Origin of the sequence: Leptospira stimsonii (genome assembly GCF_003545885.1) — a bacterium.
GTDB lineage: Bacteria > Spirochaetota > Leptospiria > Leptospirales > Leptospiraceae > Leptospira > Leptospira stimsonii.
Window position 1 is genome coordinate 1 of sequence record NZ_QHCT01000002.1, and the last position, 25072, is coordinate 25072.

The window sequence follows — 25072 nt, forward strand, 5'->3', positions numbered from 1 at the left end:
TTGTCTACGGCGCAAGATCCAAATTAATTACGTCTCTCGACCGGTCAAACCCTTTTTAGAAAAATTAACCGAATTTTAGCAAAATAAATCCGGGAAATTTAGGATACAAAAGTTGAGTATCCTTTGAACGGGTCTTTGTATTGTTTAAAGAAAACGGAAATAAATTATGGAATACGAAAGAATAAGAATAATCTAATTCTTTAATGTGTTCTGCATTAAGAATCGGGTTTTAAAAGGCGGCTTCTGGAAACAACGGACTCCGGAGGTTTTGATAATTCCCCGAAGCGTGTTTGAGTTAAAAGATAAAACGAGCTTATTACGCGTTGATTCTAAAGTAAATCACATCTCCGTCTTGGACGATGTATTCTTTTCCTTCGATTCTAAGTTTACCCTCTTCTTTTACCTTCGCTTGGTTGCCCGCGCGATCCAGATCTTCGTAGCTCATCACTTCTGCACGAATAAAACCTTTCTCGAAATCAGAGTGGATTACGGCGGCGGCCTTGGGTCCCGTGCTGTTGACGGGAGTGGTCCAAGCTCTCACTTCGACTTCTCCGGCAGTGAAGAATGTGATTAATCCTAAAAGTTTGTATGCAGTTTTGATCATCCGATCCAGCCCACTCTCGGTTTCTCCAATTTCTTGTAAAAAATCGAGCTGTTCGTTTCGGTCCAGACCAGAGATCTCTTCTTCAAAACGTCCACAGAGAATGACGAGTTCGGCGTTTTCTTCTTTTGCCATTTGTCGAATTTGTTGGATCAGAGCTGTGTCTTTTTTTGCGGCGTCTTTGTCGGCGATATTCGCGACATACATCACCGGTTTTAAAGTAATCAGTTGGAAGGTCTTTGCGAGTTTTTTTTCTTCGTCCTTAAGATTCGGAAGTGCGAGTCGCGCCGGTTTGCCGGCTTTCAGAAGATCCAAAATCTTTTCAAGAACCGATGCGATTTCCTGGGCTTCTTTGTTTCCATTCTTTGCGTTTTTGGCGGCTCTTTGGTATTGTTTGTCTGCGCTGTCCAGATCGGCAAAGATCAATTCCAGATTCACGACGGCCGCATCGTCGACAGGATTCACTTTTCCGTGGACGTGTGTTACGTTGTCGTCTTCAAAAGCGCGCACAACGTGACAGATCGCGTCCACTTCGCGGATATGCGAAAGAAATTTATTTCCAAGACCTTCTCCTTGACTCGCGCCCTTGACGAGTCCGGCGATGTCTACGAATTCGATAATGGCGGGTACGATCTTCTGCGGTTTGACGATTTCGGCCAGTCGATCCAGTCTGGAATCCGGAACTTCTACGATTCCTTTGTTTGGTTCAATGGTACAGAATGGATAGTTTTCCATCTGCGCGCCCGCTTTTGTGAGGGCGTTAAAAATAGTGGATTTACCTACGTTGGGAAGGCCGACGATGCCGCAATTCAGACTCATGGAGTCCAGATTTTCCGGACAGGGGTCAACCGAAAAGTAAAATCGCGCTTATTCCAGATCCCAGGATTTTCCAGAGCCGTCGCTATTGAGAGAAAAACTTTCCTGTTTGAGTCGGATCAGTCGGTTTCCACGAAAGAAAAAATTCAAAACGGAGATTCCGTTTGGGATTGAAGGAGAAGCACAGCCCGTGTAATAAATTCCTTCGCTAAAACGCAGATCTTGCGGTTGCGACAACAGGCGAATCCAAGTAGAATCTTCCGTTTTTCCTTCCAAAAAAGATGCCCATTCTTCGGAGTTTTTTTCTCCTAATAAAAAGGAAATTCGATCGGATTCGAAAGGAATGTCTTTTGCGTCCGTGCTTGTGGAGAACCAAAATTTCAAAGAATCAAAACTCAATTCCCAAGAAGCCCTTCCAAAAGAAATCGTCGTAGGCTTTTCCTCTTTGCCTTCGCTCTTTTCCGATTGCGATTCGGGTACATTGGAATTCTTCGCTTTCCGGGAAGTTGAATTCTTCTTTCCCTTCGTTTTTTCTGAGATCGGTTTTTTCTTTTGAGACTTTGATCGTTTTGATTTTTTCCTCGAAGAATTTTTCGAAGTGGGTCTTTTTTCTTTTTGGGGAATTTCTATTTTTTTTTCGATTCCAAAGGAAATCCAAGGGATACTTCCAGGAATGTTTGCGGAAGGTAGATTCTCTTTGGCGTCTTTGGAAAAGAGATACAGATCGTATCCGTTTTGGGTCGCTTGCGCGAGTTGTTCCGTAGGCGTTTCGTTTGCGAAGGTTCCGTAACCGACAAAGAATGCGGTCCCATTCTCCTGAGTCCGCTTCGCTTTTAACCTTTTGAAAAATAAAGACGTTGATTTGTAAAAGCGGACCTTGTCGACTTTGGACGAAGGTTCACAAACAAGCGCCACGCTCACAGGTCGATCCTTCAGTCCTCCCGTTTCCGAAAGAACACCGGAAACGTCGAAAATTACAAGAAGGAGAACTGCAAGAAGGACTCGTTTGAAAACCGATCGTTGCATATAGAATTAGGAGGAAAGCCCTACGGATTGCAATAGCGAAGTTTGGAATTTGAGATAATTCTTCCTTTCTTTTTCTTGAAAGAGCGCATAACGTGTTTCATAATTCGGATCTTCGGAAGTTAGGGCGGCCTTCATCTCCGAGAGATGCGATTCTTCTTCTTTGATGATCGCTTTGAGGCTGACCTGAATCCCGTTCTCTTCTAAGATTTGATCGTATTCCTGGTAGAGAAAATCGGCTCTTTCTTCTATGAGATGTGTCACATACAGATAGGAAAGAAACGATTGTTTTTTTCCTCGGATTCCTGATCCGTTGAGATCCTTGAGGACGAGCGCGTCCAACCTTTGAAAATAGGAAAAGGCTGAAAAACCGCAGTGAAGATTTTCCGGTTTGTAATCGGGACAAGAACCCGGAGAAACACGTTCGCTCATTCGTTTGAAAAAATGCGCGTGTCTTGCTTCTTCCGATGCGTGTCTGAGAATCATTTCTCCCATTCCAAAATCGCTCTGTGTCGCGAGAATTTTACGGGAACCCATATGTTCCAAAAAGGAAATCGTATTCAACCAGCGGGAATGAATCTTCGGATCTTCTATGATTTTTTTTAAAAAAGTTCGAATGGACTCCGCGGAAACCGGAGAGGAAGTAAGAGTTTGGGTCATAAGCGTATCCTTTGGAGACCGGAGAAAAAATCATCGATTTTTAAGCTTTCTCTTTGATTTTGTGTTGGAAAAGAATTTTGGAAATAGTTCCGATTTCCAAAAAGGCAGGATCCGATCCAAACTATGAATCTGAGTCTAAAATCCCTGAAGCAGTATGGAAGTCTCATCAAGTTTTCGCATACGCTCTTCGCGCTTCCGTTTGCTGGAATTGCATTTGTCCTCGCCTTTCTCAAAACGCACGATAAATCTCCGATCGAATGGTTGATTCTTTCTTTTTTGATTCTGATTTCCATGGTTTTGGCGAGATCGGCCGCCATGGGATTCAATCGAATCGTAGACCGGGATATCGATGCGAAAAATCAAAGAACCGTGGATCGAGAAATTCCCGCAGGAAAAATTTCGATTCGTTCCGCCGTTCTTTTTGTGGTCTTGTCTTCGATCGGATTTTGTTTTGTGAGTTGGTGGATCAATTCGATGGCGTTTGCGCTCTCGTTTCCGACACTCTTTATTCTCTTGGGTTATTCTCTTGCAAAACGTTTTACCTGGCTCTGTCACTGGATTCTTGGATTTTCTATCGGTCTCGCTCCGCTTGCTACATGGGTGGCGATTCGACAAGAAATCGTTTTAGAACCACTGCTTTGGACCTTGGGACTTGCGTTCAACTTGGCCGGTTTTGATATTCTCTACGCTCTTCAAGATCAAGAATTTGATAAAAAGGAAGGATTGTTTTCGGTTCCGTCAAAATTTGGAAGGAATTCTTCTCTTTGGATCGCGGCGATCAATCACGTTCTCTGTATCGTCCTTTTATTTGCGGCGGGAATCGTATCCGGCTTGGGTCCGGTGTTTTTGCTCTTTCTTTTGATCACTTCCTATTATCTTTTTCAAGAACACAAAATTGCGAGAGGTGCGGGTGAGAATATTTTTCCACCGAAGTTCTATCAGATTCATTCTTACATTTCTCTGATTCTTTTTGGAGGATTGCTCGCGGACCGTTTCTTTTTTTTGGTCCTATTAGGAAGTTAGGAAAGGACGCGATCGTCTTTGAAACCTTGGGTGCCGAATTCGATCGGATCCAAGTAATACCTTCCTTACGAAATCGGAAATCGTAATCGGAGATCATTCGGTACAAAACGAGGTGACACTTTTGTTTCGTTTACTTTCTGTCTGAAAGAATGGAAGAAGCAGGAGCTCTTACAAATCCGATCCCAAAAAAAGATCCGTCTAGGGATCCGAATTTCTGACTCGAGAAGAATGGAAGGGATTCATTTTCCCAGTTTCGCAAAATGGAAATCGTTCTGAAGGTTTTGAATCTTACTTAGGAGTTCTCATGAAACTTGTTTTAGGAATGGCCGGTGCAAGCGGCTCTATTTACGCGGAACGATTTATCCGCGCGCTTTCGACGATCGAAGGAACGACCTTTCTCATCTGTAGTCCGGCCTCTCTCCGAGTTTTTCGGGAAGAGATGAATTGTTCCGTTTCTTCCGCGAAGGAACTCCTCGATTACATTTTTTCGAAATACAAAATCGGAATTTCGAAACATCAATTTTTGATCCGCAATTTTTTGGATATCGGAGCCGATATCGCTTCCGGGTCCAACCCTTGGAAGGCGATGGTGGTTCTTCCTTGTTCCATGAAGACGATCGCTTCGATTAACGCAGGTTTGACGGAAAATCTAATTGAAAGAGCGGCTGACGTAACTCTGAAAGAAAGAAGAACTCTTGTTCTTGTTCCGAGGGAAGCTCCTTACAATAGAATTCATCTGAAGAATATGTTGGAACTCCACGACGCAGGTGGAACGATTCTCCCCGCGTCTCCGGGTTTTTATCAAATGCCGAAGACATTGGAAGATCTGGGAGATTTTATTAGCGAGAGAATTTTCAGACTCTTAGGCGTAGAATTGGATCTCTACCCCAGATGGAATCCAAACAACCAAGAAGAATAGTTTTTGTTAAGCGTAGTATTCGATATCGTGAATTTTCTTCTTCAAGGTCGATGCGTCTTCGTAGTTTTCCTTGGAGATCGCGTTGAACTTTTGAAGATAAAGGCCGATCAACTCTTCTCCGGTTTGTCCGGGTAAGGAGAGCGCCTTCTTAAAATTATCCAAATCGAACTCTGGATGTTTTGTGGAAAAGTTTTCCACCAATTGATCCATCTTGATCAGAGAAGCCTCTCTTGCGATTCCGGTCGATCTTCTGATCTTTAAGGAAAGATTGGCGAGCGCGTCCAGATATTCTCTAACACCACTTTCCTCTTCCGGAAAATGAACCTGTCCGTTACCAACTTCGCGATTCTTGCAGATTTCCACGTATTTGATTACGACACTGTTGAACTGATCCATTCTTTCTTGAATGTAATCATTGGACGCTTCTTTGGAAGCGGGCATTTCAAAATCCCGTATCTTGATGACATCGTATTTGTCGATGTTCTCAGAAATAACTTTCTTGAGTTCTTCGTAACTATCCAAGGAAACGGGTGGGAAAGTTACTACAGGAAAGTTTTCCCCTATCTTTAGAAAGCTCACGACAACGTTAGACGCGATGATCTTTCCTCCGGGGCTGAGAGGGTTTTCACCAAACACGTTGCAATAAACGATTAGATTGCCCGTTGGGTTTTTTTCGGATCCCTTTTCAAACTTCAAGGTTCACCTCCCGCCTCTTTATGTACAACAGACTCAAATCCTTGTATTATTCCCACTTTTTTATTTCTTCATTTAGATGATCGAAAATACTTTTGTAAGCTTTATAGATTGGACCATCTATGTCTTTTAAAATCACGGGTTTTCCGTCTTCACCGGCGTTCATGATCTCCATTGTCAACGGGATGCCACCTAAGAAACGTGCGTCGGAAGATTCTGCCAATCTCTGGCCCCCTCCTTTGCTAAATATGGCAGAAGCGTGTCCACATTTGGGGCAGATAAACTCGCTCATATTTTCTACGATTCCCAAGATGGGAACTTTCACTTGAGCGAACATCGCTGAAGCACGGTTAGCGTCTAACAGCGCAACAGACTGTGGAGTCGTAACGATAACGGCGCCGTTTAAATCGATCAGCTGTGCGAGAGAAAGTTGTACGTCTCCCGTCCCGGGAGGAAGATCGATGAAAAGATAGTCGAGATCGTCCCAGACGATATCGTATAAGAACTGTTCGATGGCTTTTCCGAGCATCGGCCCTCTCCAAACGACGGGTTGTTTTTCGTCGATGAGAAAGGAAAAGGAAATGATCTTGAGTCCGTCTTTTTCCAGAGGATAAATTTTATCTTCCTCGGCTTTTAGAGCCACGCGACCGTTGACACCGAACATCTTTCCAACGGAGGGACCATAAATGTCTGCGTCCAGAACTCCCACCTTGTATCCGAGGGAAGCGGCCATGGCCGCCAAATTTACGGTGACGGTAGATTTACCGACTCCGCCCTTTCCGGAACCGATCGCGATCACGTTCTTCACACCCGGGATTTTATTAGAATCGTCTAATACGAGTTTTGGATCGACTTCAAACTTGATCTTCACCTTGCCCACACCTTCTAACTTCGTGAGTGACTGGCGGATTTGTGCCTCAAGACCGATCTGAATTCTTCTGTCTTGATTGGGGGTTTTGAGGAGAATATTCGTTTCTCCTTCTTGGATATCAAGGGACCCTACCATTCCAAGCGAGACGATATCTTTTTTGAGTTCCGGATGTTTGATTTTGGCAAGTTCTCTTTGGATCTTAACTGCTTCGATTGTGGCCATTTTATTCCTTTTCTGAATACGAAACTAAGGGAGCTTCCGTAAATTTAGACTGTTCTGGGTTATAAGTATATCTTTGAATTTTAAGATTCTTTTTTTCGATTTCCAGCAAGTGAAATCCGCACTCATGTCTGGAATCCGAAAGGCGAGTGCTGGAAGCGGAATTGACGACGTAATACGGCATTTTTTCGCCGGGAAATTTTACCCAGTTGGTATGTACGTGTCCGTGTAAAAAAGCGAGAGGCGGTTGTTTTTGTAGAAGTCTGGCGATTTCTTCCCGATTTTGTAAGCGGTGATGAACCGTCTCCTGTCTTTCCTTTGGATTCCAGATCGGATGATGACAAACTAGAATATAATCCTCTATTTTTTTTTCTCTAAGAATTTCTTGAGTTCTTGAGATTACTTCCGGTTGAATCGTTCCATACGCGTTTAGAATGGAAAGAGGAAGACTGGAATCCCAGCCAACAAAGTGCAGATTTCCGATTTTTTTAATTCGAATGTATTCTGCGTTATGCGAAATAGATTCTCCGGAAAGATTTGAAAAATACTTTTCGAAAAATGGATGTTCGCCTACGGCATGTTTTGTGTAGCGATCATGATTTCCGGGGATGTAAAAAATCTTATCCGGAGGAAGTTCGCTTAATATTTTTCCTGCGGTTTGGAATTCTTTTTCATGCGAAACGTTTGTGATGTCTCCGGAAACTACGATCGCGTCCGGATTCAAAGTCTCCACACTTTTCAAAATAGAGTCCCAAATATAGGAAGGATATTTTTTTCTTCTTCGAAGTGTATAATTCAAATATCCTACTACCATCTTTCCTCTTAACTGGAAGAAGGGAACGGATGTGGGAAAGTGCAGATCTGAAAGGTGAAGAATTTTCATTCGGCGTCAGAAAGTTCCAGGATTCCTAAAACGTCGCCTTTACGAACGATGGATCCCTTCTCTTTTATAATTTGCGTTAGTTTTCCTTTCACCGGAGACTCCATCGGGAAGCAAGCCTTGTCGGTTACGAGCTCTAAGATTTCTTGACCGGGTGTTACAGAGTCTCCAATCTTCGAATTCCAATGAACGAGTTCGATCTTGTCTGTATCTCCGAGGTCCGGTGTGATCAGTTCAAAAATGCCGGATTTTGGTTTCATGATTTAAAACAAACTTGCGTAAAAGACTTTGCGCATCAATGATACCTAAAAAACTCGGTGGGGATATATGGCAAACCAGAAAACAGCGCTCAAAGGGAGCGAGATCCTGAAAAATATCGAGGATCTCAAAAAGAGAAAATTCTTTCACCTTGAGCTCAAAGGTCTGACAAAACCTACGAGAGATATTCTTTCCGAGCTTGTAAACGGAATTCTTGAAGAAATCGGAGCGAACCCGTTAGCCGGCTTTCATCTCTTTAGCGGTTTAATGGAAGCGTTGTTAAACGCAATCAAGGCGAACATACGCCACATTATCTTCCGAGACGAACTTTTAAAAAAATTAGAACAGGGAGAATCCAGTCGTCAAGACGCGGAGGACCTTCTTGAGATTATTATGGAGACCTCACTCCTCCGCGATGCGATGCATCGTTATATCGTCCCCGATAAGGTGAAGAAACAAGTCCAGACAGTTCTTTCTTTGGAAGATAAGATTCGTACGAAGAAGAAGGTTTTGACGGAAAGTGAAAAAGCGTTTCTTTCCGATGTTCGTAGCAAGATTGAAAAATACAATATGAACATCTCACTCAAGATCCGGATAACCAAAGAGGAATTGAGTTTTCGAATTCGGAACGATTCTCCGATTCATCACCTGGACTTTGAAAGAATTCAGGAATCCAGACTCAAACACAAAGAACTCTTTGACCAAGGAAATTCTGCCGATTTCTTTCGACCTGAATTCTTAAATGAAAAAGAAAGCGCCGGTTTCGGAATCGCTATGATTGACGAGGGCTTCTATAGCATCGGTTTGAATCCGTTAGACCTTCTTACGATTACTTCCGGTGCAAGAACAACAACGGTGTACATGAAGTACCCGATTTCCGGATTGAAGATGGATTTCTAATTTATTTCAAGTGCGTTCAAAATTTTTTTGATCACGAGAAGTTCTTCTGATTTCGAAAACAAAATTTCGAAACAAATTGAAAACACGAAAGTTTGGATCGTTCTTGAATTTTTCCGATCCAGAAAACCTTTCTAAGATCGAATTTTTATTTTTTGAATCTACTCTTTAAAATTCCTCCAAAGCACAAACGAAGGATCCGTAAGAAAAATCGTTTCACGGTTCCTTTTTCCTCCGTGTTCTTTGAAAAGTTCGGGCTTCTCAATCAAAAACTTGCATCAAACTTTTGTGCGACTCGAAATGCGGAGATTTGTATCTTGCATTTTACGGATACGGAATCCACAGGAAGGATTTGTTCGAAAGAAATTTGAAGGCTCGTGTACTATTTTTTTCGAGTCGAATGCCAGTAAAAATCCGTTTGAATGAAGAATAGAAAGTTTTCTCTAAGAATGAAAGTAATTCCCTTTGGAAGTTGTCATCGAAACAAAACCTGCGACTTGAGAAAAAAAACGATCTTCCGAGGAACTACATTCAAGAAAGCAATGAATATAAAAGAACTTCTCACACAAGAGTTGTACGAGAAGTTCTTTGTTCTAAAAAAATTCGTATCGATTTCTCATTTGGGATCGAGTCGATAGATTTTTCCACTTCCAAAATCGGTGAGATAAACTTTTCCGGAAGCGTCTTTTCCAAACGAAGAAATCAAGACCGGCCATTTCCCCAATGTATAAACTTTTTTTGCGGGTTGTCCGGAAGTTTCAGGAAGATCCAAGGCCCAGATGCGTCCGGAAACAAAATCAGCAAAAACGTATTTCCCCTTTAACTGAGAAATCGCCTTGTTCGAATAGACGTAACCGCCCGTAATCGATTGACCTTCCTCTCTTCCATATTCGTAGATCGGATCGGTAAGCCCTTTTTCATCGCAGTTTTGTTTTGGATCAAAGCAGTGGGTCGCTTCCTTTGTGTTCCAGCCGTAGTTTTTTCCCTTTTCGATGAGATCCACTTCTTCCCAAAGATCCTGACCTACGTCCGCGAGAATCAATCGTCCCTGCGGATCAAAGCTGTATCTCCACGGATTTCGAAAGCCGTACGCGAATGTTTCCGGTGCACAACAGGAATCGTTTACAAAAGGATTGTCAGCGGGAATTTTATAGTTTTTTCCGTTTTCCGTTGCGTTTACGTCGACACGCAACATACTTCCTAAGAGTGTTTTCGGATTTTGTCCGTTCTCTTTGGGATCGTCTTTCCATCCCCCATCTCCCCAACCAATGTATAAGAATCCATCGGGACCGAAGGCAAGTTGACCCGCGTTGTGATTCGGATATGGTTGAACGACTTCCATAATGATTCTTTCGGAAGTAATTTTAGAATTCGGTAAATCTTTCGGAGAAGACACGATCCATTCCGAGACGCGGCTTGTATCCTTTCCGTTGACTTTTAAAACATAATTGAGATAGAGTTTTCCATTCTTCGCAAAATCCGGATGAAACGCCAAACCGAGAAGACCTTGTTCCGCTTCGGATAACACATTCAAAGTCAATAATGTTCCCGTTTCATTCTTCCTAACTTTTCCCCATCGTAGTTTTCCTTTTTGTTCCGTCACAAGGAACGCTTCCGATTCTCCCGGAGGAAATTGAAGATCGGTCGGCTGGGAAAAACCGGAGGAAACTTCCGTTAGAGAAATGAGAATTTTTTCCTTTTGTTCATCTTTACCGGAGAAGTTTGGCTGAAGCAGATTGGGATCGCCTTGTGCCTTGTAAGAATCGGGCGCGCCTAATACCTCCACGAGGGTTTTCTGAAGCCATTCACATCCGTTTGAAAAAATCAAAACGAACGCAAAAAAGAAATAGATTAGAATTTTTTGAAAAGAGGTTGGGATACAATGCATGGCGCAAAGCATCCTTTTTTTTGCGAGTCCGTCAAATAGAATCTCCGATTTTACTTTCAAAAATCATTTCTTGAAAAGGGAAAATGCAAAGATTCTAATTTGAATTATAGAATATACTGACTCAGATCCTTGTCCTGAATTACGCCTTGCAATCGGTCCAAAACGTATTTTCCGTCGATTTTTACATTTCGTTTCTCTTCGGGAAGATCCGGGCCTTCGAAACTCAATTCTTCCAATAGACGCTCTAGGATCGTATTCAATCTTCGAGCTCCGATGTTTTCGTGTTTCTCGTTCATATCATAGGCGATTCTTGCGATCTCTTGAATCCCGTCCGTAGTAAACTCGACTCGAATGGAATCGGTTGCCAGAAGAGCTTCGTATTGTCTCGTTAACGAAGAGCGAGGCGCGGTGAGAATTTTTTCAAAGTCCTCTCTGGATAATTTTTCGAGTTCAACACGGATCGGAAATCTTCCCTGCAACTCCGGAATCAAATCCGAAGGTTTGGTCATATGAAACGCGCCTGCCGCGATAAAAAGGATATGATCCGTCTTTACCGGTCCGATTTTTGTATTCACGGTGGCGCCTTCCACGATCGGAAGAAGGTCTCTTTGTACACCTTCTCTGGATACGTCGGCTCCGGTTTTTCCTTCCCTTCCGGCGATCTTGTCGATCTCGTCCAAAAAGATGATTCCCATTTCTTCCACTCTTCGAATGGCTTCTCTTTGCACCTTGTCCGGATCCAGTAACTTTTCCGCTTCGAATTCTTCTAAGGCTTTGAGAGCTTCCGGGATTTTGAGTTTTCGTTTTTTATTTTTTTTCGGAAGCATATCTCCCAAAACGTTCTGCAATTGATTATCCAAGTCGTCTAAGTTTCCCGCTCCGAAAACCTGCAACATCGGAATCTGAGAAGCGCTTGGATTCGGTAGATCGAGTTCGACTTCTTGTTCGTCTAACTTTCCCGTTTTTAGTTTTTTTCTCATAAACTCTCTGGTTTCGAGAAAATGCGTTTTTCTTTCCTCTTCATCGGCAATCGGTGTATTCGAAAAACCTGATATTTGCGTGGAGGTCGGTTTGGGTTCCCCCGGGAAAGGAAGTAAAATATCGAGTAAGGCTTCTTCCGCTTTTTGTTTCGCGGTTTCTTCCACCTTGGTTCTGAATTCCTGTTTTACGAGATTCATCGAAATGACGGCCAGATCTCGGATCATGGATTCCACGTCTCTTCCTACGTAACCGACCTCGGTGTATTTTGTCGCTTCCACTTTCAGGAAGGGAGCGCCGCAGAGTTTGGAAAGTCTTCTTGCGATTTCCGTTTTTCCAACGCCGGTCGGACCGATCATGATGATATTCTTAGGATAGATTTCTTCCTGCATTTCCGGATCGAGTTTTTTGCGACGAGTTCGGTTTCGGAGCGCGACGGCGACCGCTTTTTTTGCGTTTTTTTGACCGATGATGTGCTCATCCAACTTGGTCACGATCTGTCGAGGTGTGAGTTCCTCTTCGATTGAGAATGTAAGGTCCTGGTCTTTTTGAGAATCTGTCATAGGTTTTTTTTATTTAGAGAATTTCTTCGATGGTAATATGATCGTTTGTGTAGATACAAATGTCTGCGGCGATTTTCATGGAAGATTCTACGATTTCCCTCGCCGAAAGATCGGTATGATCGTAGAGCGCTCGAGCGGCGGCTAACGCGTAATTTCCTCCCGAGCCGATCGCGATCACACCTTCGTCCGGAGAAATCACGTCTCCCGTTCCGGAAATCAAAAACGATTCGTCTTTGTCTGCGACGATCAAAAGCGCCTCGAGTCTTCGAAGCATACGATCCATTCTCCATTCTCTCGCGAGTTCCACGGCGCTCCTGGAAAGACTTCCTCCGAATTCTTGCACCTTCTTTTCAAAAAGTTCAAAAAGAGTGAACGCATCTGCGGCGGATCCTGCAAAACCGGAAAGAATCTTTCCGTCGTAGAGTCTTCTTACTTTTTTTGCGGATTGTTTCATGACGGTGTTTCCCATAGAAACCTGACCGTCTCCTCCGATGGCGACTTTTCCGTTTTTACGGACACAAAGAATGGTAGTGGAACGAATTTTATTTTCTGGCATGGGGATGAGCTTTTCTATAAACCTCTTTGATTTTTTCCTTACTCACACTCAGATAAATCTGAGTCGTAGAAAGAGAAGAATGTCCGAGTAATTCCTGCACGGCTCTGATATCCGCTCCCGCGTCCAAAAGATCGGTAGCGAACGTGTGTCTGAATTTATGCGGAGTGATGGTTTTTTCCCATCCCATTTTTTTTCTTCTTTCATTCAAAATATAACGTACGCCTCGGGTCGTCAGTTTCTTTCCTTTTTGATTGAGAAAAATTTCCTCTGTCTCGGGAAAAAAATGAGTTCTATATTCCAAATATTTTTCAAGAGATTGTATTGCTTCTTTTCCGAAGTATACGAATCTTTCTTTTTGTCCCTTTCCAAGAACTTTGAGAATCGTTAGATCTTTGGAAAGAGCGGAAAGTTTCGCGTTTACCAACTCGAATACACGAAGTCCGGAAGAATACAACACCTCGATCATAGCACGATCGCGAATGTCCAAAATTTCCGACGTCCGTTCCGCTTCGAAGCTCAGGATTTCTTCCGTTTCTCCGATTCGGAAGTTTTTCGGGATGTCCCTTCTGACTCTCGGAAAACTGATTTGAACCGCAGGATTCGAAACGACGAGATCTTCTCGGAGCAACACTTTGTAGAAGGTCCTAAGAGAAGATAATTTTCTACTCTGGGACCTTCGATCCAAACCGTGATTTTTTGCGAGATAGGCAAAATAAGAACGAATGTCAACGGGCTCGATTTGTAGGATGTCCAACTGTTCTTTCTCACAGAAATCAAAAAAGAATTTCAGATCGATGCTGTATGCGTTGAGTGTGTTTTGAGAATAATTTTTTTCGATTCTAAGATACGTGATGAATTTTTCCGCCGCTAAATTCTGGGAAGCGGATGAAAACTGAGGAAGTCGAAATGGATAATCGCCCAATGGAATGCTCCGTTTTAAATTGAATTCCTTCGTTTTGAATCGGATCCTCGGGGCTCTTCTTTCCCGGGAATTCCAACTTGCAACGAACGAAAAGGCGAACGGTCCACTCTTTCGATTTCGATGGAAAGAATTTGGACTTCGGCCGTCCTACTTAGTATCGGAGAGTTTCTGAAATCCGTTTTTCCTTTCTCGGATCCAATCGGAGATTTTTTGCAAGGAAGCCTTTACGAGCTCTGGAATTTTTTCCCTTTCTTCCGGTGAAAAGTTAGAAAGTACATGGTTGGGAACCTCCGAACTTTCAGAGGGTTTTCCCACTCCGAACCGAAGCCGAAAGAATGCATTGGAACCCAGTTTCTCCACGATATCCCGGAGTCCGTTGTGGCCGGCGTGACCGCCCCCGCCTTTGAGTTTGAGTTTCCCGAATTCGAAGTCGATTTCGTCGTGAATCACGAGAATATTTTCCGGAGGAATTCCATTCTTCTTTGCGATCTCCGCAACTGCCTTTCCGGAAAGATTCATAAATTCCAGGGGTTTTAGATAAAAGATCGTAATTCCGTCCTCGTCGGTCCGTGCGAGGGAATACTTGGAGTTCTCTTGATAACTTCCGGAAGAAGAATTCAAAAAAGAATCCAGGATCACAAAACCGATGTTATGCCTGTGGTTGGCGTATTTTTGACCGGGATTCCCGATCCCAACGAGTAAAAGTTTCAGGTTTGCCATGGCTGAAGAATCTGATTGAGCATTTTTTCCGTAGCGTGCACGGCGGCTATCGTTTGATCGGGATGAACTCCCATCGTTTTGAACGTTAAGTCTTCTTCTAAATCCTGGGATTTATTCCATGTGATCATCGTTTCGACTAACGCATCTGTTTTTCCGCCGGGAGGAATTCTTACTTCGTAGTCGACGAGTTTTGGAATAGTGATCCCGAGTCGATTTGTGATCTTAGTAAGCGCGTTCATAAAAGCGTCGTAACCTCCGTCTCCTTCGGAAATTTCCTTGTGCACATTCCCTTGGTATTCGATCTCGATCTGTGCGTGAGGACGAATCCCGATTCCGGAATGTATATTACAAGATTTGATAGCGATTACTTTTTCTCCGGTTCTTCCGGAAACGTCCGCGATGATAAACGGAAGGTCTTCGGGAGTTACGAGTTTGTTTTGATCTCCGAGTTCGATCACCCGTTCCAAAACTTTTTGGAGGATCACGTCGCTTAATACCATACCCAATTGTTTTACGTTTTCGGAGATACTCGCTTTTCCTGCAAGTTTGCCTAACGCGTAACTTCTCTTTCTTCCGAATCGTTCCGGTAGAATCGGATTTGCGTAGAGGTTCCCTTTTTTGTCCCCGTCGGCGTGAACTCCAGCGGTTTGTGTGAAGACATCTTCACCTACGATCGGTCTGTTTGCGGCAATTCGTTTACCGCTAAAAACTTCGACGAGACGACTTGCCTCCGTGATCGCGGGTTCGTTGACCTGGGTTTTTGACTCTGACTTATCGTGGATCGCCGTGATCAAGGCTTCCAGAGGAGTATTGCCCGCTCTTTCTCCGAGTCCGTTGATCGATGCATGTAAACCTTTGGCGCCGGCGCGAATCGCTTCCAAACTGTTCGCTACCGAAAGGTCATAGTCGTTGTGACCGTGAAATTCAAAATGAAGATTCGGATATTTTTGGACCAGCGTGTCCACGCCTCGGAAGGTTTCTGCAGGTGAAAGAACGCCTAACGTGTCAGGAAGAAAGATTCTTTCGATGTTTTCCTTGCTCAAGTGTTCCACAAGCGATAAAACGTAATCGGGACTGTTTCGAAATCCGTTGGACCAATCCTCGAGATAGACGTTGATACGAAGTCCGTTCTTTCTTGCGTATTCTATTACAAAGGAGATGTCGGTGAAAAATTCTTTCGGAGTTTTGTTTAACTGTTTTTCTAAGTGGTGGAGAGACCCCTTTGTCAAAAGGTTCAACACTTTGGCTCCGCTGTCTCGGATCCAATCCACGGTTTTGTTTCCGTCTACGAATCCGAGGAGTTCGATTCGATCGGTGAGTTTTTCGGTTTCAGCCCATTCGATGATCTTCTGAACGGTCTCGAATTCTCCCTTGGAAACCCTGGCTGAGGCGATTTCGACTCGATTTACATTTAATTTTTGTAATAAGAATTTCGCAATATTCAGTTTTTCTGAAGTCGAAAAGCTGACTCCTCTGGTTTGCTCTCCGTCTCTCAACGTTACGTCCAAAATCTCCAGCGTGTTTTTTGTCATTTGAGATACCTTTTGAGAGTGTCCTTATCGGGTCCTAATACTTCGACCAGAGTGGAACCCGGATTGTAAATTCCGTACAGAGAATAGTCCACTTCTTTCAAAAAATCATGGGATCGAATCGTATCGACCGTTAATTTTTTGAGAATCCCTTCTCCGATTCCATGAATGATTTCCACGAACGTTTCTCCGGCCAAGAAGGCTTCTTGAATCTCCCGTTCGAGTTTTTCCTGGGCTTCTTCAAACCGCAACTTTCGGATATAGATCGTTTTTGCTCCGGAATAGCCGGATTTTACGGAATTTTTTTTCATACGATCCGGACTCACTTCTTACGTACCAGTGTTTTTTTGATCGGGAGTACAGAAAACAAAGAATTTCATTTTTTATGCTTTCACTCTCTGAGCGATTCGGTACAATTTTCCATCCATCCCATCTATCAAATCTGAGGCGGACGAAAGAACAGTGAGCGAAGAAGCAGATTCCAAAGCGGAAACGGCAAAGTTAGTCGATAAAAAAAGAATCGCGATCTGCGGGGGAACCTTAGGGCGCGAGAATCGGTATTACATTCGGGGCCAGGTTGTCGACGCTGGGATCACGGAAGAAATGAGGGACGATTCTCGCTGGGATCTTTTGACCGGTTTGTTCGAAGGTCAGGATCGGGAAATCACTCCTTTTTTGGATTACGGTTTGGAGCCGGTTCGAAAACCGATTTTAGTCGCGGAGATTTGGGATGAATCGGAGAATCTGGTGCATCAATCTCCCGAGATCAAAGGAGACGACGGAGGGTTTTTCTTTCACGAATTTACAAAACCTCTTCCTCCTGGAAAATATTCCTTTCGAATTCTTTTTAAAAGATTGGATTCCTACCGGCAGTTTACGAAGGACATCGCCTATCTCAATCAAAAGGGGAAAAGTGAAATATCCGGAAGTTCACTGATCGGAAAGGGAAAGCTAAGAATTCTTCCGGAAAACTTCAGCGGCTATGTGACAACTTCCGATATCGACCAGACGTATCTCGCGACGGACATACATTCCAACAAAGGGAAACTTTCCACGTTATTCGAAACACCGCAGCAAAAACTTCCGCTTCCCGGAATGCCGGCACTGTATCGGGAAATTCGACTCGCGACCGAGGATTCACCCCTCTGTTTTATTTCCGCAAGTCCTCATTTTTTTAGAAGAACACTTTTGTCCACGATTCGGAGTCATTCGATCGATACGGAATCCTTGCATCTCAAGTATTTGGAAGGAACGATCAAAGGAATCGTTGAAAAGTTTTGGGATTCCGTTACACATCCTACAAAGTTTATCACCGACGGACTTTTGGGTTCGGTGGAAAGAATCCGAAAATTCGCGGGAGCCTCGTTTCAGAGTTTGTTTGATCAGATGAGTTATAAACTCACGATTCTTCTTCGAGATCGTTTGTATCTCCCCACTCATTCGAAAGAGGTCTTGATCGGAGACAATACGGAAAGCGATTATCTGATCTTTCTTTTGTATCAGTACATTCTTTCCGGAAAGATGGCCGGAAAAGAATTGGAAGACTACTTGTATCGTTTGAACTTTTTAGGAAGGGACGCGGTCACAAGAGACGCCGCCAAAACGATCGCCGAACTCGGTGCAGAAAATCGAAAAATTCACGGTGATCTAAATTCGGTTGCGCTCGTTCTTATCAACAAAACAACGCACGGACCCGATGAAGAGGAAATGCACTGGAACGTACAAAGCGCCCTTCCTGCGGGAATCGATCCGTTCAAACAAAAGGAAATTCATCCATACATTCTTACCGAAGGCGCACCGGGGTTCGCAGTGGTTCTTCAAGACAATGGAATCTTAGATACGTCCGCCGTGTTTCGAGTCGTCGCTGATATGGCGGGAGAATGGATGGAGGGAAAAGTGATCGACCCGCCCGCTTTGATGGAATGGATTCAGAATCTTACACTTCCGGGTGATTATCAGGATGAAAAGGATCTGATCATCCAAGGACTCAAAAGAGCGCTGGATCGGGAAGAAATCACGTAAGAAGAATTTTACAAACTCGTTTTGGATTCCAAAAAAGGAAGAAAAGGCTTCTTTTAAAAGTCGCTTTCTTAGAAAGAGTTGCTCAAAAAAAAAAGAATTTCATTTTATAAAATTCTAATATGTCTTTGAGTTCGCGCGAAGGAAGTCTAACGCGATTTTGTTCAAATTTCGCGTCATTCTCTTTTGCTCGGAAACGGTATAGTTCACACACCTTTCGGTTCCGGAAACAACGATTCCTTTCGTCGGATAACCTTGCCCACAAATTTAGAGGGATAAACATTGAGAATCGTCCCGAGACAAGGGTTTTGTAGGAATTCCTATAAGGGATTTTTGACTTGCAAGATTAGAATTTTGTGATATAGGAAAGTCCACCGTGGTTTTTTCCGCCACCCACCCCTCCACCCAAAATTTGGGTGGGGCGCGCGACTTTTACGGTAGAATTGTCGGAGTTCCGACAGATTCTTCTTCAGATTCAGCCAACTTGTGAGTGAGGTTATCCCTTTCCTTAAAAGGCGAAACGTTGTTCCGAAAAATCATCTTTCCGAAAGGAATGGTTCTATGAGGTTGTTCGGCAGAATGATTACGGTGGACTTTTGTTTATTAATCCGAGGGAAGTTTTTTTTCCTCAAAAAGTCATCTTTGGATCTTCGGCTAAAAACGATCTTCGATTAAGAATTCCGATCCGCAATTTTTCTCCGTCTTCGATACCAGAAAAAACCGATCGCAAAAAGAATCAGCAATCCAACGATGATTCTATTATAGATTTCTAAAAAACCAAGAACGGCCTCCCAATGGGAGCCGAGATAGAAACCGGAAAAAATAAGAATCCCACACCAAAGAAAAACCGCGATCGAAAAACATCCGAAAAAAACGAGAGGATTCATCTTCACCATTCCGGCCACGATGGAAACGAAAAATCGAATTCCCGCCGAAAACCGACTAAACAAAACCACCGCGATCGCGTTCCGATGAAACCACGCCAGCGTTTTTTCGATGGATTCTTCGTCATAGAGAGAATCCTTAAACGGAAAATCTTTCTTTTTCACCCAGTGCAGAAAGACATTTCCAAATCGATACATGACCCAGGCGCCCAAAAGGTTTCCGAAAAAGGTACTCGAAACAAGAGCGATCCAACCAAAGGATTCTAAGTTTCTTGCGACCAAAAAGCCGCCAAAGACGGTGATCGTATCACCCGGCCAAGGCGGAAAAATATTTTCAGCAAAGTTCGAGAATACGAAAAAGAGCCAGACGAATACGGGATCGGTTTCCGAAAAACGGTGAAGAATTTGAATCAGTGTTTCCTGAAAAGTCATGAAGGATGAATAAAAGAATTGTCAGTGATGGCGGATAAGGTTCAAGTAAAAAAAGTGAACCCTACTCGATTCTATTTTTTAGCTCTTTTCCTTTTCTGTGCTTTGGTTGCGCCCAACGCCGTCTTTTCCTCCGATTCGAAGACGGAATTGTATCGTTATAATAAATTGACTCTTCAATACAATCCGGTTCGAAATCCGAGATCGCTTCCCGTTGAGTTCGTTCCGGAGGGATCGGCTTTGATTTATTCTACGGAGTTGAAATCGGAACGAGGATATTTCGATACGAAAGAGTCCTTTCTCGTTTTCACGCACGCGTTTAAGAAAAAACAGATGGAAGTTTATTATTCCTCCATTTTCAAATCCTTATATTGGAAGGTTCTTCAAGAGGAAATCACGGATCAAAAAACCGTGATCATGGCGGAGAGCCAGAATAAAAAAGTGGTTACGATTCAGATTGAAGCCGCGGATAACGGAAGCAGAATCAAACTCTTCTATAAAAAATCAGGCGGTTAATCGATGCTCGAACCTGCAGTTCCACTCAACCCAGAGCCCGGTAAATATACGTTTGTTATTTTTTTCTCGATTCTTTTTCTCTTTGCAATAGGAGTTTTCTTCCTCGTCTTTCGTCCTTATCTTTATTCCTCCTTAATGGCTTTGATTCTTTATCTCGCCACAAGAAGGCAATACAAACTCCTCAAGGAATATCTCGGAGAACGATTCCAGTGGTTGGTTCCTTGGATAATGACCACGCTCGTCGCGATGCTCGTTCTCATTCCTTCTTACTTCGTGATTCGTACTCTCATTCAGGAAGCCCTTTCGATTCTATTCAAATTAAGAATTTCGTTAAGCGAAGATAAGATGATCGAGACCTTGATGAATTTCGCGATTCTTACGGATTTTATCACTGACAACGAATTTTTCTGGGTGAAAGTTCCCGAAATCTACGGAGAATTTGCCGAGAACTACGTTGACATTTTGAATCTCGACAGCATCTACGGAATTTTAAGCAACGCTTCCTCTTTTATCCTGGGGAACATTGAATTGCCTACTGGGATTCTGATGAATCTTTTCTTCGCCCTTCTTGTGCTTTTCTTTCTTTATCAGGACGGAAAAAAAGTGGAGCGGTTCATCTTGGATAACCTTCCCTTTTCCAGACAATTGGAAGAACAAGTCGGAAGAAAAGTAACATCGGCGGTTCAAACCGTGATTCGAGGAAATCTGATCATTTCGATTCTACAAGGAACAGCGGTATATATTCTTCTTTTGATCGCGGGGATTTCGAGTCCGTTCTTGTACGCAAGTTTGGCCGCATTCTTTTCGATCATTCCCGTGGTAGGAACTTCGGTTGTCTGGCTTCCGATCGGACTCTATATTCTGTTTTTGGAAAATAACCCGATGATGGCGATCTTCTTTATGGGAAGCGGCCTCTTTTTCTATTTGGCTCTGGAGAATTTCGTGAAACCGAGAATGCTCGATAAAAAGTTACAAGTTCACCCTCTTCTTATCTTTTTATCTTTGATCGGCGGAATCAAGGAATTCGGAATCATGGGACTCGTCGTCGGACCCGTTGCGGTAACGTTAGTCGTCATTCTTTGGGATTTCTGGAGATTGTATCGGAGAGAATTGATACTGAACAAGGGGCATCGGTGATCTGATTGGAAGATTCCAAACCTCTTTCCGTCACGGAAGTCACGAGGATTCTCAAAAATCTCATCACCGGATCCAAAGACCTAAAAAACATCTGGGTCCGAGGGGAAATTTCCAATTACAGTAAGGCCAATTCCGGCCATATCTACTTTTCTCTAAAAGACGCGACCTCCTTGGTTCGTTGTACTTTTTTCAATTATTCCAATAAGAATTACGGCGGAAAGCCGCTGAGCGACGGAAAGGAAATCCAAGTCTACGGAACGATCACTCTTTACGAGGCAGGAGGTTCTTACAATCTCAACGTAACTCGAGTGGAAGAATTGGGACAAGGTGATATTCTTCTCCAAATCGAAAGACTCAAACAAAAACTGACCGCGGAAGGAATTTTTGATCCTGAGAAAAAAAGAAGAATCCCGGCCTTTCCGAAAACGCTTGGAATCGCGACTTCTCCTTCCGGCGCCGCGATCGAAGATATCATCAAAGTGGCGCGTTCCCGATTTCCTGGAATCAATATTCTCATAGCGCCTTGTGTGGTTCAGGGCGAGGATGCTCCCCTTTCGATCGTGGGAGCCATCGAAGAATTGAATCGGCCCGACTGGAACGTGGACGTGATCATCGCCGGACGAGGTGGTGGAAGTTTCGAGGATCTAATGGCGTTTAACGATGAGAAGGTGGTTCGTGCATACGCGAATTCCCGGGTTCCGATCATTTCGGCCGTAGGACATCAGACCGACGTTTTGTTAAGCGACTTTGCCGCCGACTTTGCGACTCCCACTCCGACGGCCGCCGCAGAACACGCGGTCCCAAAAGAAGAGGATATTCTACAGTTCCTTTCCCAATTGGAGGGAAGGCTCAAATCGTCCTTAAACGCGAGGGTTTCTTCTAGTAAGGATCGTTTGCGTCTATTATCCGGAAAATTTATATTCAAAGAACCGATGCAACTTCTGAACGCAAGAAGTCAGAGGGTGGATGAAATCGGAATTCGATTGCAAAAAGCGGTCCGAAACAAAATGGATCTCGCTACGGTTCGCATCGAACGTTATACGAATCTCACGCAGAGAATTCAAAACATTCTTTCTCATAAAAAGCAAAGGGCGGAATTTTTGACTTCTAAAGTGGAAGATCTTTCCCCCGTTTCCACGATGAAACGAGGTTATTCCATCGTACGAAATACGAAGGGAAAAATTATCAGTTCTCCGGAACAAACCAAACCGGAAGAAGAATTACAAGTATTGCTTGCCGGCGGAACGATGCAAGTGATCCGAAAAGGAAAATAAAATGGCAGAATCAAAATCTAAAATAACCTTCGAAGATGCGCTCCTCGAACTGGAACAAATCGCGGAGAAATTGGAAAGACAGGATTTCAGTTTGGAAGAATCTCTCAAAGCGTATGAACGTGGAATGGAACTCAAAAAAATCTGTCAGGCAATTTTAGATACCGCCGAAGGAAAGATCGAAGCTCTTACCAAGGACGAATCCAAAAAAACAGTCAAAACAGGGTTTCGTGCTGAAGCGAAAACTTCGACAGAAACAAAATCCGCTACCTCCACCGCTGACGAAGATCTGTTCTAAAACGCACATAACGTTCTTTTTTAGAATATCACAAATTTCTTGACTAAAGAATAAATTGCCGGTTCTTTACCTTTGCTCAATTAAGTCGACTTAGTTGAAAGAGGTGTTATGAACTTTCAATTTTTATTCTCCTTTAGCGAACTTATAAAAAAACATTCTTCCGGTAAGAAGATTTTTATTTATACGCTCGCCTCCATTCTTATCTCGGGATCGATGCAGTTTTTAGAGCAGATGATTCCTACCTCTCCTGGTCAAAAGCTTCCTCTAAAGATGGATTTTCGTCCCTTCTTTACATCGAAGGAATTAATCGAAGTGTTTGAATTCTATGGCGACGTAGGGCGCACTTTGTATTTCTGGCAAAACGTATTGGATATGTTTCTTCCGATCGCCGTCTGTATGATGATCGGCGCTTTTTATACGAGATCTGCGATTCGTTTTAAACTCCCTATCGTGTTAAACGTAATGCCCTTCGGTTTTATCGTGTTCGATTGGATCGAAAATTCTCTTATGTTTTATTTTCTTTCCGCTTGGCCCGTCGTATCGGATTCTCTCGCTACATTCACCGGTCGGATCACCGCGATCAAATTGAGCTTTGTCTTTATCGGTTACGGAATGCTGATCGGTTCTCTCGCGGCGTTCCTACTTGGTTTTCTTTTCCGTAAAAAACTCGCTTCCGATAGATAGAATTCAAAAAAACACGAATCGAAAAACTGGCTCTTTCTAAGATGACTCTCTTTTTTATAGAAGGAATCGAATTATAGATAAGAGCCTGGTTGCGCGTTCCAATGCTTTGAAAATCGGTAAAAAGACGCAAACTCTGATTCTTTCTTTGTCTTAATGGATTAGAAATTTGAGAATCGTTAAAAAAAGAACGATTCCATTTTCTGAATAGATTCAAAAAAGAATGAGGAAGAGAACGATGTTAAAAGTCATAAAGTGGATTGGTTTTTTTTTCTTGCTGTTGATTTTCGGAATCGGGCTCGGGACCGTTTTTCGACAAAATTTAAAGTATGAAGCTCCATATCCCGAAGTAAAGGCTTCCCAAGATCCGCGTGTAATCTCACGGGGAGAACGCCTTGCCTATGGTGCCGCGCACTGCGCGGATTGTCACTTAGCGGAATCCGCAATATCAAACTCGCGACCAAGTTTGTCCGGTGGAAAAAAGTTCTTTTTACCGGTTGGAACATTCTATTCTCCTAATATTACCCCGGATCCGGAGACGGGGATCGGTCGTTTTTCCGATGCGGAAATCGCTCGGGCACTTCGTTATGGTGTTCATCCGGACAATACGGTCATTTTTGATTTTATGCCCTTTCACAATACGAGCGATGAGGATCTAACCGCGATCATTTCTTTTCTCCGAAGTTTAAAACCGATAAAGAATCAAGTTGCCTCCCATGAACTCAATCTGATCGGAAAGGTATTGAAGGCATTTGTCGTAAAACCCGTTGGTCCTAAAGGCGAGGTTCTAAAATCCATCGAGGCGGACGAAAGCATTGCTTATGGAGAATATCTTGCGAATAGCGTCGCAAACTGTAGCGGCTGTCATACGAAAAGAAATATCATAGGCGAATACATCGGAGAACCGTTTGCGGGAGGAGCTCCGATGGTGGATCCGGATCCAACAAAAGAAGTTCTCACGCCTCCCAATTTAACACCTCACTCGGAGGGACGAATCACAAACTGGACTGAAAAACAATTTTTGGCTCGTTTTCGCCAAGGGAAATCGATTTCCCACAGTCACATGCCTTGGGATTCGTATGCGAATATGAATGATTCCGAATTGAAGGCTATTTTTCGATTTTTGAAATCCTTAAAACCGGCAAAAAACGAATCTTAAAATGAGAATCCGGTGACTTGTTTCCGTAGACAAGTCACCGGTCCATCTTCCTTTTCAAACTCACCTTTCACTTGAACAAAACGAGATTTAGTCTCGAATGGTTAATTGTAAAATTAGAATATTCTAAAAATTAAATATTTTTTTCATTAAGACCGGGCAAATGAGACGATCTTCTCTTTTATTCTAAAAAAGAGAAACAGATCTCGAGAGGTTTTCCATTCTTCTCCTTTTACTTTCAACGCTCCGAGTTTTCGTTTTTTGGAGGGACTTGTGAGCAATCGATTCTCATTGAATTCAAAAAAATCGGAATCGAAATCGTCTTACGAGTTAATATCTCTTGGAAAGAACTTCTGAAAAAAGCGGACCTTCGGAATTGCACGAAAATTCCTATCTTTCGATAAAAATACTATACAAAAGAGAAGTTTTTTGGGACTAAAAACTTGGAATCTTCGTCTAAGAAGAACCAAAGAAGGGAAAAATACCGATATTAGGCTGAGGAGATAGAAAGGTGGCTCCCCCTGCTGGGCTCGAACCAGCGACCCAGTGATTAACAGTCACTTGCTCTACCGACTGAGCTAAAGGGGAGTATCCTCGGTAGTTAGGCCTATATTTTCAAAAAGGGGTAAGCACGCAACCTTAATTTGTCGCATTGGGCCGCGTTT

General features: G+C 43.2%; 25 protein-coding genes and 1 tRNA gene. 10 read left to right on the top strand and 16 right to left on the bottom strand.

The genetic code is table 11. The features are described 5' to 3' along the window. Positions 1-316: 316 nt before the first annotated feature. The 3 genes from ychF to DLM75_RS08105 are packed head-to-tail and all read right to left on the bottom strand — an operon-like array spanning position 317 to position 3100. Positions 317-1420: a redox-regulated ATPase YchF gene (ychF, locus tag DLM75_RS08095; protein ID WP_118968040.1), complete on the bottom strand. Its 1104-nt coding sequence runs from the start codon at positions 1418-1420 to the stop codon at positions 317-319. 48 nt (positions 1421-1468) lie between these two features. Next, positions 1469-2443 (bottom strand): LIC11612 family fibronectin-binding protein, encoded by a 975-nt coding sequence (locus tag DLM75_RS08100; RefSeq protein ID WP_118968041.1) that lies wholly within the window; start codon positions 2441-2443, stop codon positions 1469-1471. Between the two features lie 6 nt (positions 2444-2449). After that, complete coding sequence (locus tag DLM75_RS08105) at positions 2450-3100, bottom strand: hypothetical protein (protein WP_118968042.1); 651 nt, start codon at positions 3098-3100, stop codon at positions 2450-2452. A gap of 123 nt (positions 3101-3223) precedes the next feature. Between DLM75_RS08105 and DLM75_RS08110 the strand changes: the two genes are divergently transcribed. Both DLM75_RS08110 and DLM75_RS08115 read left to right on the top strand, forming a co-directional pair. Next, the gene (locus DLM75_RS08110; protein ID WP_118968043.1) at positions 3224-4123 is read left to right on the top strand and encodes a 4-hydroxybenzoate octaprenyltransferase; all 900 of its coding nucleotides are present in this window, start codon (positions 3224-3226) and stop codon (positions 4121-4123) included. Between the two features lie 304 nt (positions 4124-4427). Continuing rightward, complete coding sequence (locus tag DLM75_RS08115; protein ID WP_118968044.1) at positions 4428-5042, top strand: UbiX family flavin prenyltransferase; 615 nt, start codon at positions 4428-4430, stop codon at positions 5040-5042. Between the two features lie 6 nt (positions 5043-5048). Here DLM75_RS08115 and DLM75_RS08120 read toward each other — a convergent pair whose 3' ends face one another. From DLM75_RS08120 to DLM75_RS08135, 4 genes are read right to left on the bottom strand one after another with little or no spacing between them, the layout of a single operon-like run. Beyond that, a complete protein-coding gene (locus tag DLM75_RS08120; RefSeq protein ID WP_118968045.1) occupies positions 5049-5738 on the bottom strand; it encodes a hypothetical protein in 690 nt (229 codons plus the stop codon). A 46-nt stretch (positions 5739-5784) separates the two neighbouring features. Further along, positions 5785-6828, bottom strand: coding sequence for an Mrp/NBP35 family ATP-binding protein (locus DLM75_RS08125; RefSeq protein WP_118968046.1), 1044 nt, complete (start codon positions 6826-6828; stop codon positions 5785-5787). 1 nt (position 6829) lies between these two features. Further along, the gene (locus DLM75_RS08130) at positions 6830-7708 is read right to left on the bottom strand and encodes a metallophosphoesterase family protein (RefSeq protein ID WP_118968047.1); all 879 of its coding nucleotides are present in this window, start codon (positions 7706-7708) and stop codon (positions 6830-6832) included. Continuing rightward, positions 7705-7965, bottom strand: coding sequence for a lipoyl domain-containing protein (locus tag DLM75_RS08135; protein WP_118968048.1), 261 nt, complete (start codon positions 7963-7965; stop codon positions 7705-7707). Before DLM75_RS08135 ends, DLM75_RS08130 begins: the two co-directional genes overlap by 4 nt. A 67-nt stretch (positions 7966-8032) precedes the next feature. Here DLM75_RS08135 and DLM75_RS08140 point away from each other — a divergent pair, with 67 nt between their 5' ends. Continuing rightward, positions 8033-8863, top strand: coding sequence for a hypothetical protein (locus tag DLM75_RS08140; RefSeq protein WP_118968049.1), 831 nt, complete (start codon positions 8033-8035; stop codon positions 8861-8863). 613 nt (positions 8864-9476) lie between these two features. On the opposite strand, the gene DLM75_RS08155 is transcribed toward DLM75_RS08140, so the two are convergent. From DLM75_RS08155 to DLM75_RS08185, 7 genes are all read right to left on the bottom strand, one after another. Beyond that, positions 9477-10760: a PQQ-dependent sugar dehydrogenase gene (locus tag DLM75_RS08155; protein WP_118968558.1), complete on the bottom strand. Its 1284-nt coding sequence runs from the start codon at positions 10758-10760 to the stop codon at positions 9477-9479. A 92-nt stretch (positions 10761-10852) separates the two neighbouring features. Next, entirely contained in the window at positions 10853-12289 is a 1437-nt protein-coding gene (gene hslU, locus DLM75_RS08160) for an ATP-dependent protease ATPase subunit HslU (protein WP_118968052.1), read from the bottom strand. Between the two features lie 13 nt (positions 12290-12302). Continuing rightward, positions 12303-12845: an ATP-dependent protease subunit HslV gene (gene hslV, locus DLM75_RS08165; protein ID WP_118968053.1), complete on the bottom strand. Its 543-nt coding sequence runs from the start codon at positions 12843-12845 to the stop codon at positions 12303-12305. Beyond that, complete coding sequence (xerC, locus tag DLM75_RS08170; protein ID WP_118968054.1) at positions 12832-13767, bottom strand: tyrosine recombinase XerC; 936 nt, start codon at positions 13765-13767, stop codon at positions 12832-12834. The genes hslV and xerC overlap by 14 nt, the downstream gene beginning before the upstream one ends. A gap of 147 nt (positions 13768-13914) precedes the next feature. Further along, positions 13915-14487, bottom strand: a complete 573-nt coding sequence (gene pth / locus DLM75_RS08175; RefSeq protein WP_118968055.1) for an aminoacyl-tRNA hydrolase — start codon at positions 14485-14487, stop codon at positions 13915-13917. Further along, positions 14475-16019 (bottom strand): (R)-citramalate synthase CimA, encoded by a 1545-nt coding sequence (gene cimA / locus DLM75_RS08180; protein ID WP_118968056.1) that lies wholly within the window; start codon positions 16017-16019, stop codon positions 14475-14477. The genes pth and cimA overlap by 13 nt, the downstream gene beginning before the upstream one ends. Next, complete coding sequence (locus tag DLM75_RS08185; RefSeq protein WP_118968057.1) at positions 16016-16327, bottom strand: Smr/MutS family protein; 312 nt, start codon at positions 16325-16327, stop codon at positions 16016-16018. Before DLM75_RS08185 ends, cimA begins: the two co-directional genes overlap by 4 nt. Before the next feature lie 151 nt (positions 16328-16478). Here DLM75_RS08185 and DLM75_RS08190 point away from each other — a divergent pair, with 151 nt between their 5' ends. Further along, on the top strand, positions 16479-18038 hold the full coding sequence (locus DLM75_RS08190; protein ID WP_118968058.1) for a phosphatase domain-containing protein: 1560 nt from the start codon (positions 16479-16481) through the stop codon (positions 18036-18038). A 668-nt stretch (positions 18039-18706) separates the two neighbouring features. On the opposite strand, the gene DLM75_RS08200 is transcribed toward DLM75_RS08190, so the two are convergent. After that, positions 18707-19351: a DedA family protein gene (locus DLM75_RS08200; RefSeq protein ID WP_118968060.1), complete on the bottom strand. Its 645-nt coding sequence runs from the start codon at positions 19349-19351 to the stop codon at positions 18707-18709. A gap of 24 nt (positions 19352-19375) precedes the next feature. Here DLM75_RS08200 and DLM75_RS08205 point away from each other — a divergent pair, with 24 nt between their 5' ends. The 6 genes from DLM75_RS08205 (at position 19376) to DLM75_RS08230 (ending at position 24410) form a co-directional block, all read left to right on the top strand. Next, on the top strand, positions 19376-19864 hold the full coding sequence (locus DLM75_RS08205; RefSeq protein WP_429945449.1) for a hypothetical protein: 489 nt from the start codon (positions 19376-19378) through the stop codon (positions 19862-19864). A gap of 3 nt (positions 19865-19867) precedes the next feature. After that, positions 19868-21001 carry an AI-2E family transporter gene (locus tag DLM75_RS08210; protein WP_118968062.1) on the top strand — a complete coding sequence of 378 codons (1134 nt, stop codon included), beginning with the start codon at positions 19868-19870 and terminating at the stop codon, positions 20999-21001. Between the two features lie 5 nt (positions 21002-21006). Beyond that, positions 21007-22275, top strand: a complete 1269-nt coding sequence (xseA, locus tag DLM75_RS08215) for an exodeoxyribonuclease VII large subunit (RefSeq protein ID WP_118968063.1) — start codon at positions 21007-21009, stop codon at positions 22273-22275. Between the two features lies 1 nt (position 22276). Then, positions 22277-22570 (top strand): exodeoxyribonuclease VII small subunit, encoded by a 294-nt coding sequence (locus DLM75_RS08220; RefSeq protein WP_118968064.1) that lies wholly within the window; start codon positions 22277-22279, stop codon positions 22568-22570. Positions 22571-22678: 108 nt separating this feature from the next. Continuing rightward, positions 22679-23254 carry a hypothetical protein gene (locus tag DLM75_RS08225; RefSeq protein ID WP_118968065.1) on the top strand — a complete coding sequence of 192 codons (576 nt, stop codon included), beginning with the start codon at positions 22679-22681 and terminating at the stop codon, positions 23252-23254. A gap of 235 nt (positions 23255-23489) precedes the next feature. Further along, entirely contained in the window at positions 23490-24410 is a 921-nt protein-coding gene (locus tag DLM75_RS08230) for a c-type cytochrome (protein WP_118968066.1), read from the top strand. Positions 24411-24919: 509 nt separating this feature from the next. On the opposite strand, the gene DLM75_RS08235 is transcribed toward DLM75_RS08230, so the two are convergent. Further along, a tRNA-Asn gene (locus DLM75_RS08235) sits at positions 24920-24995 on the bottom strand. Positions 24996-25072: the final 77 nt, after the last annotated feature.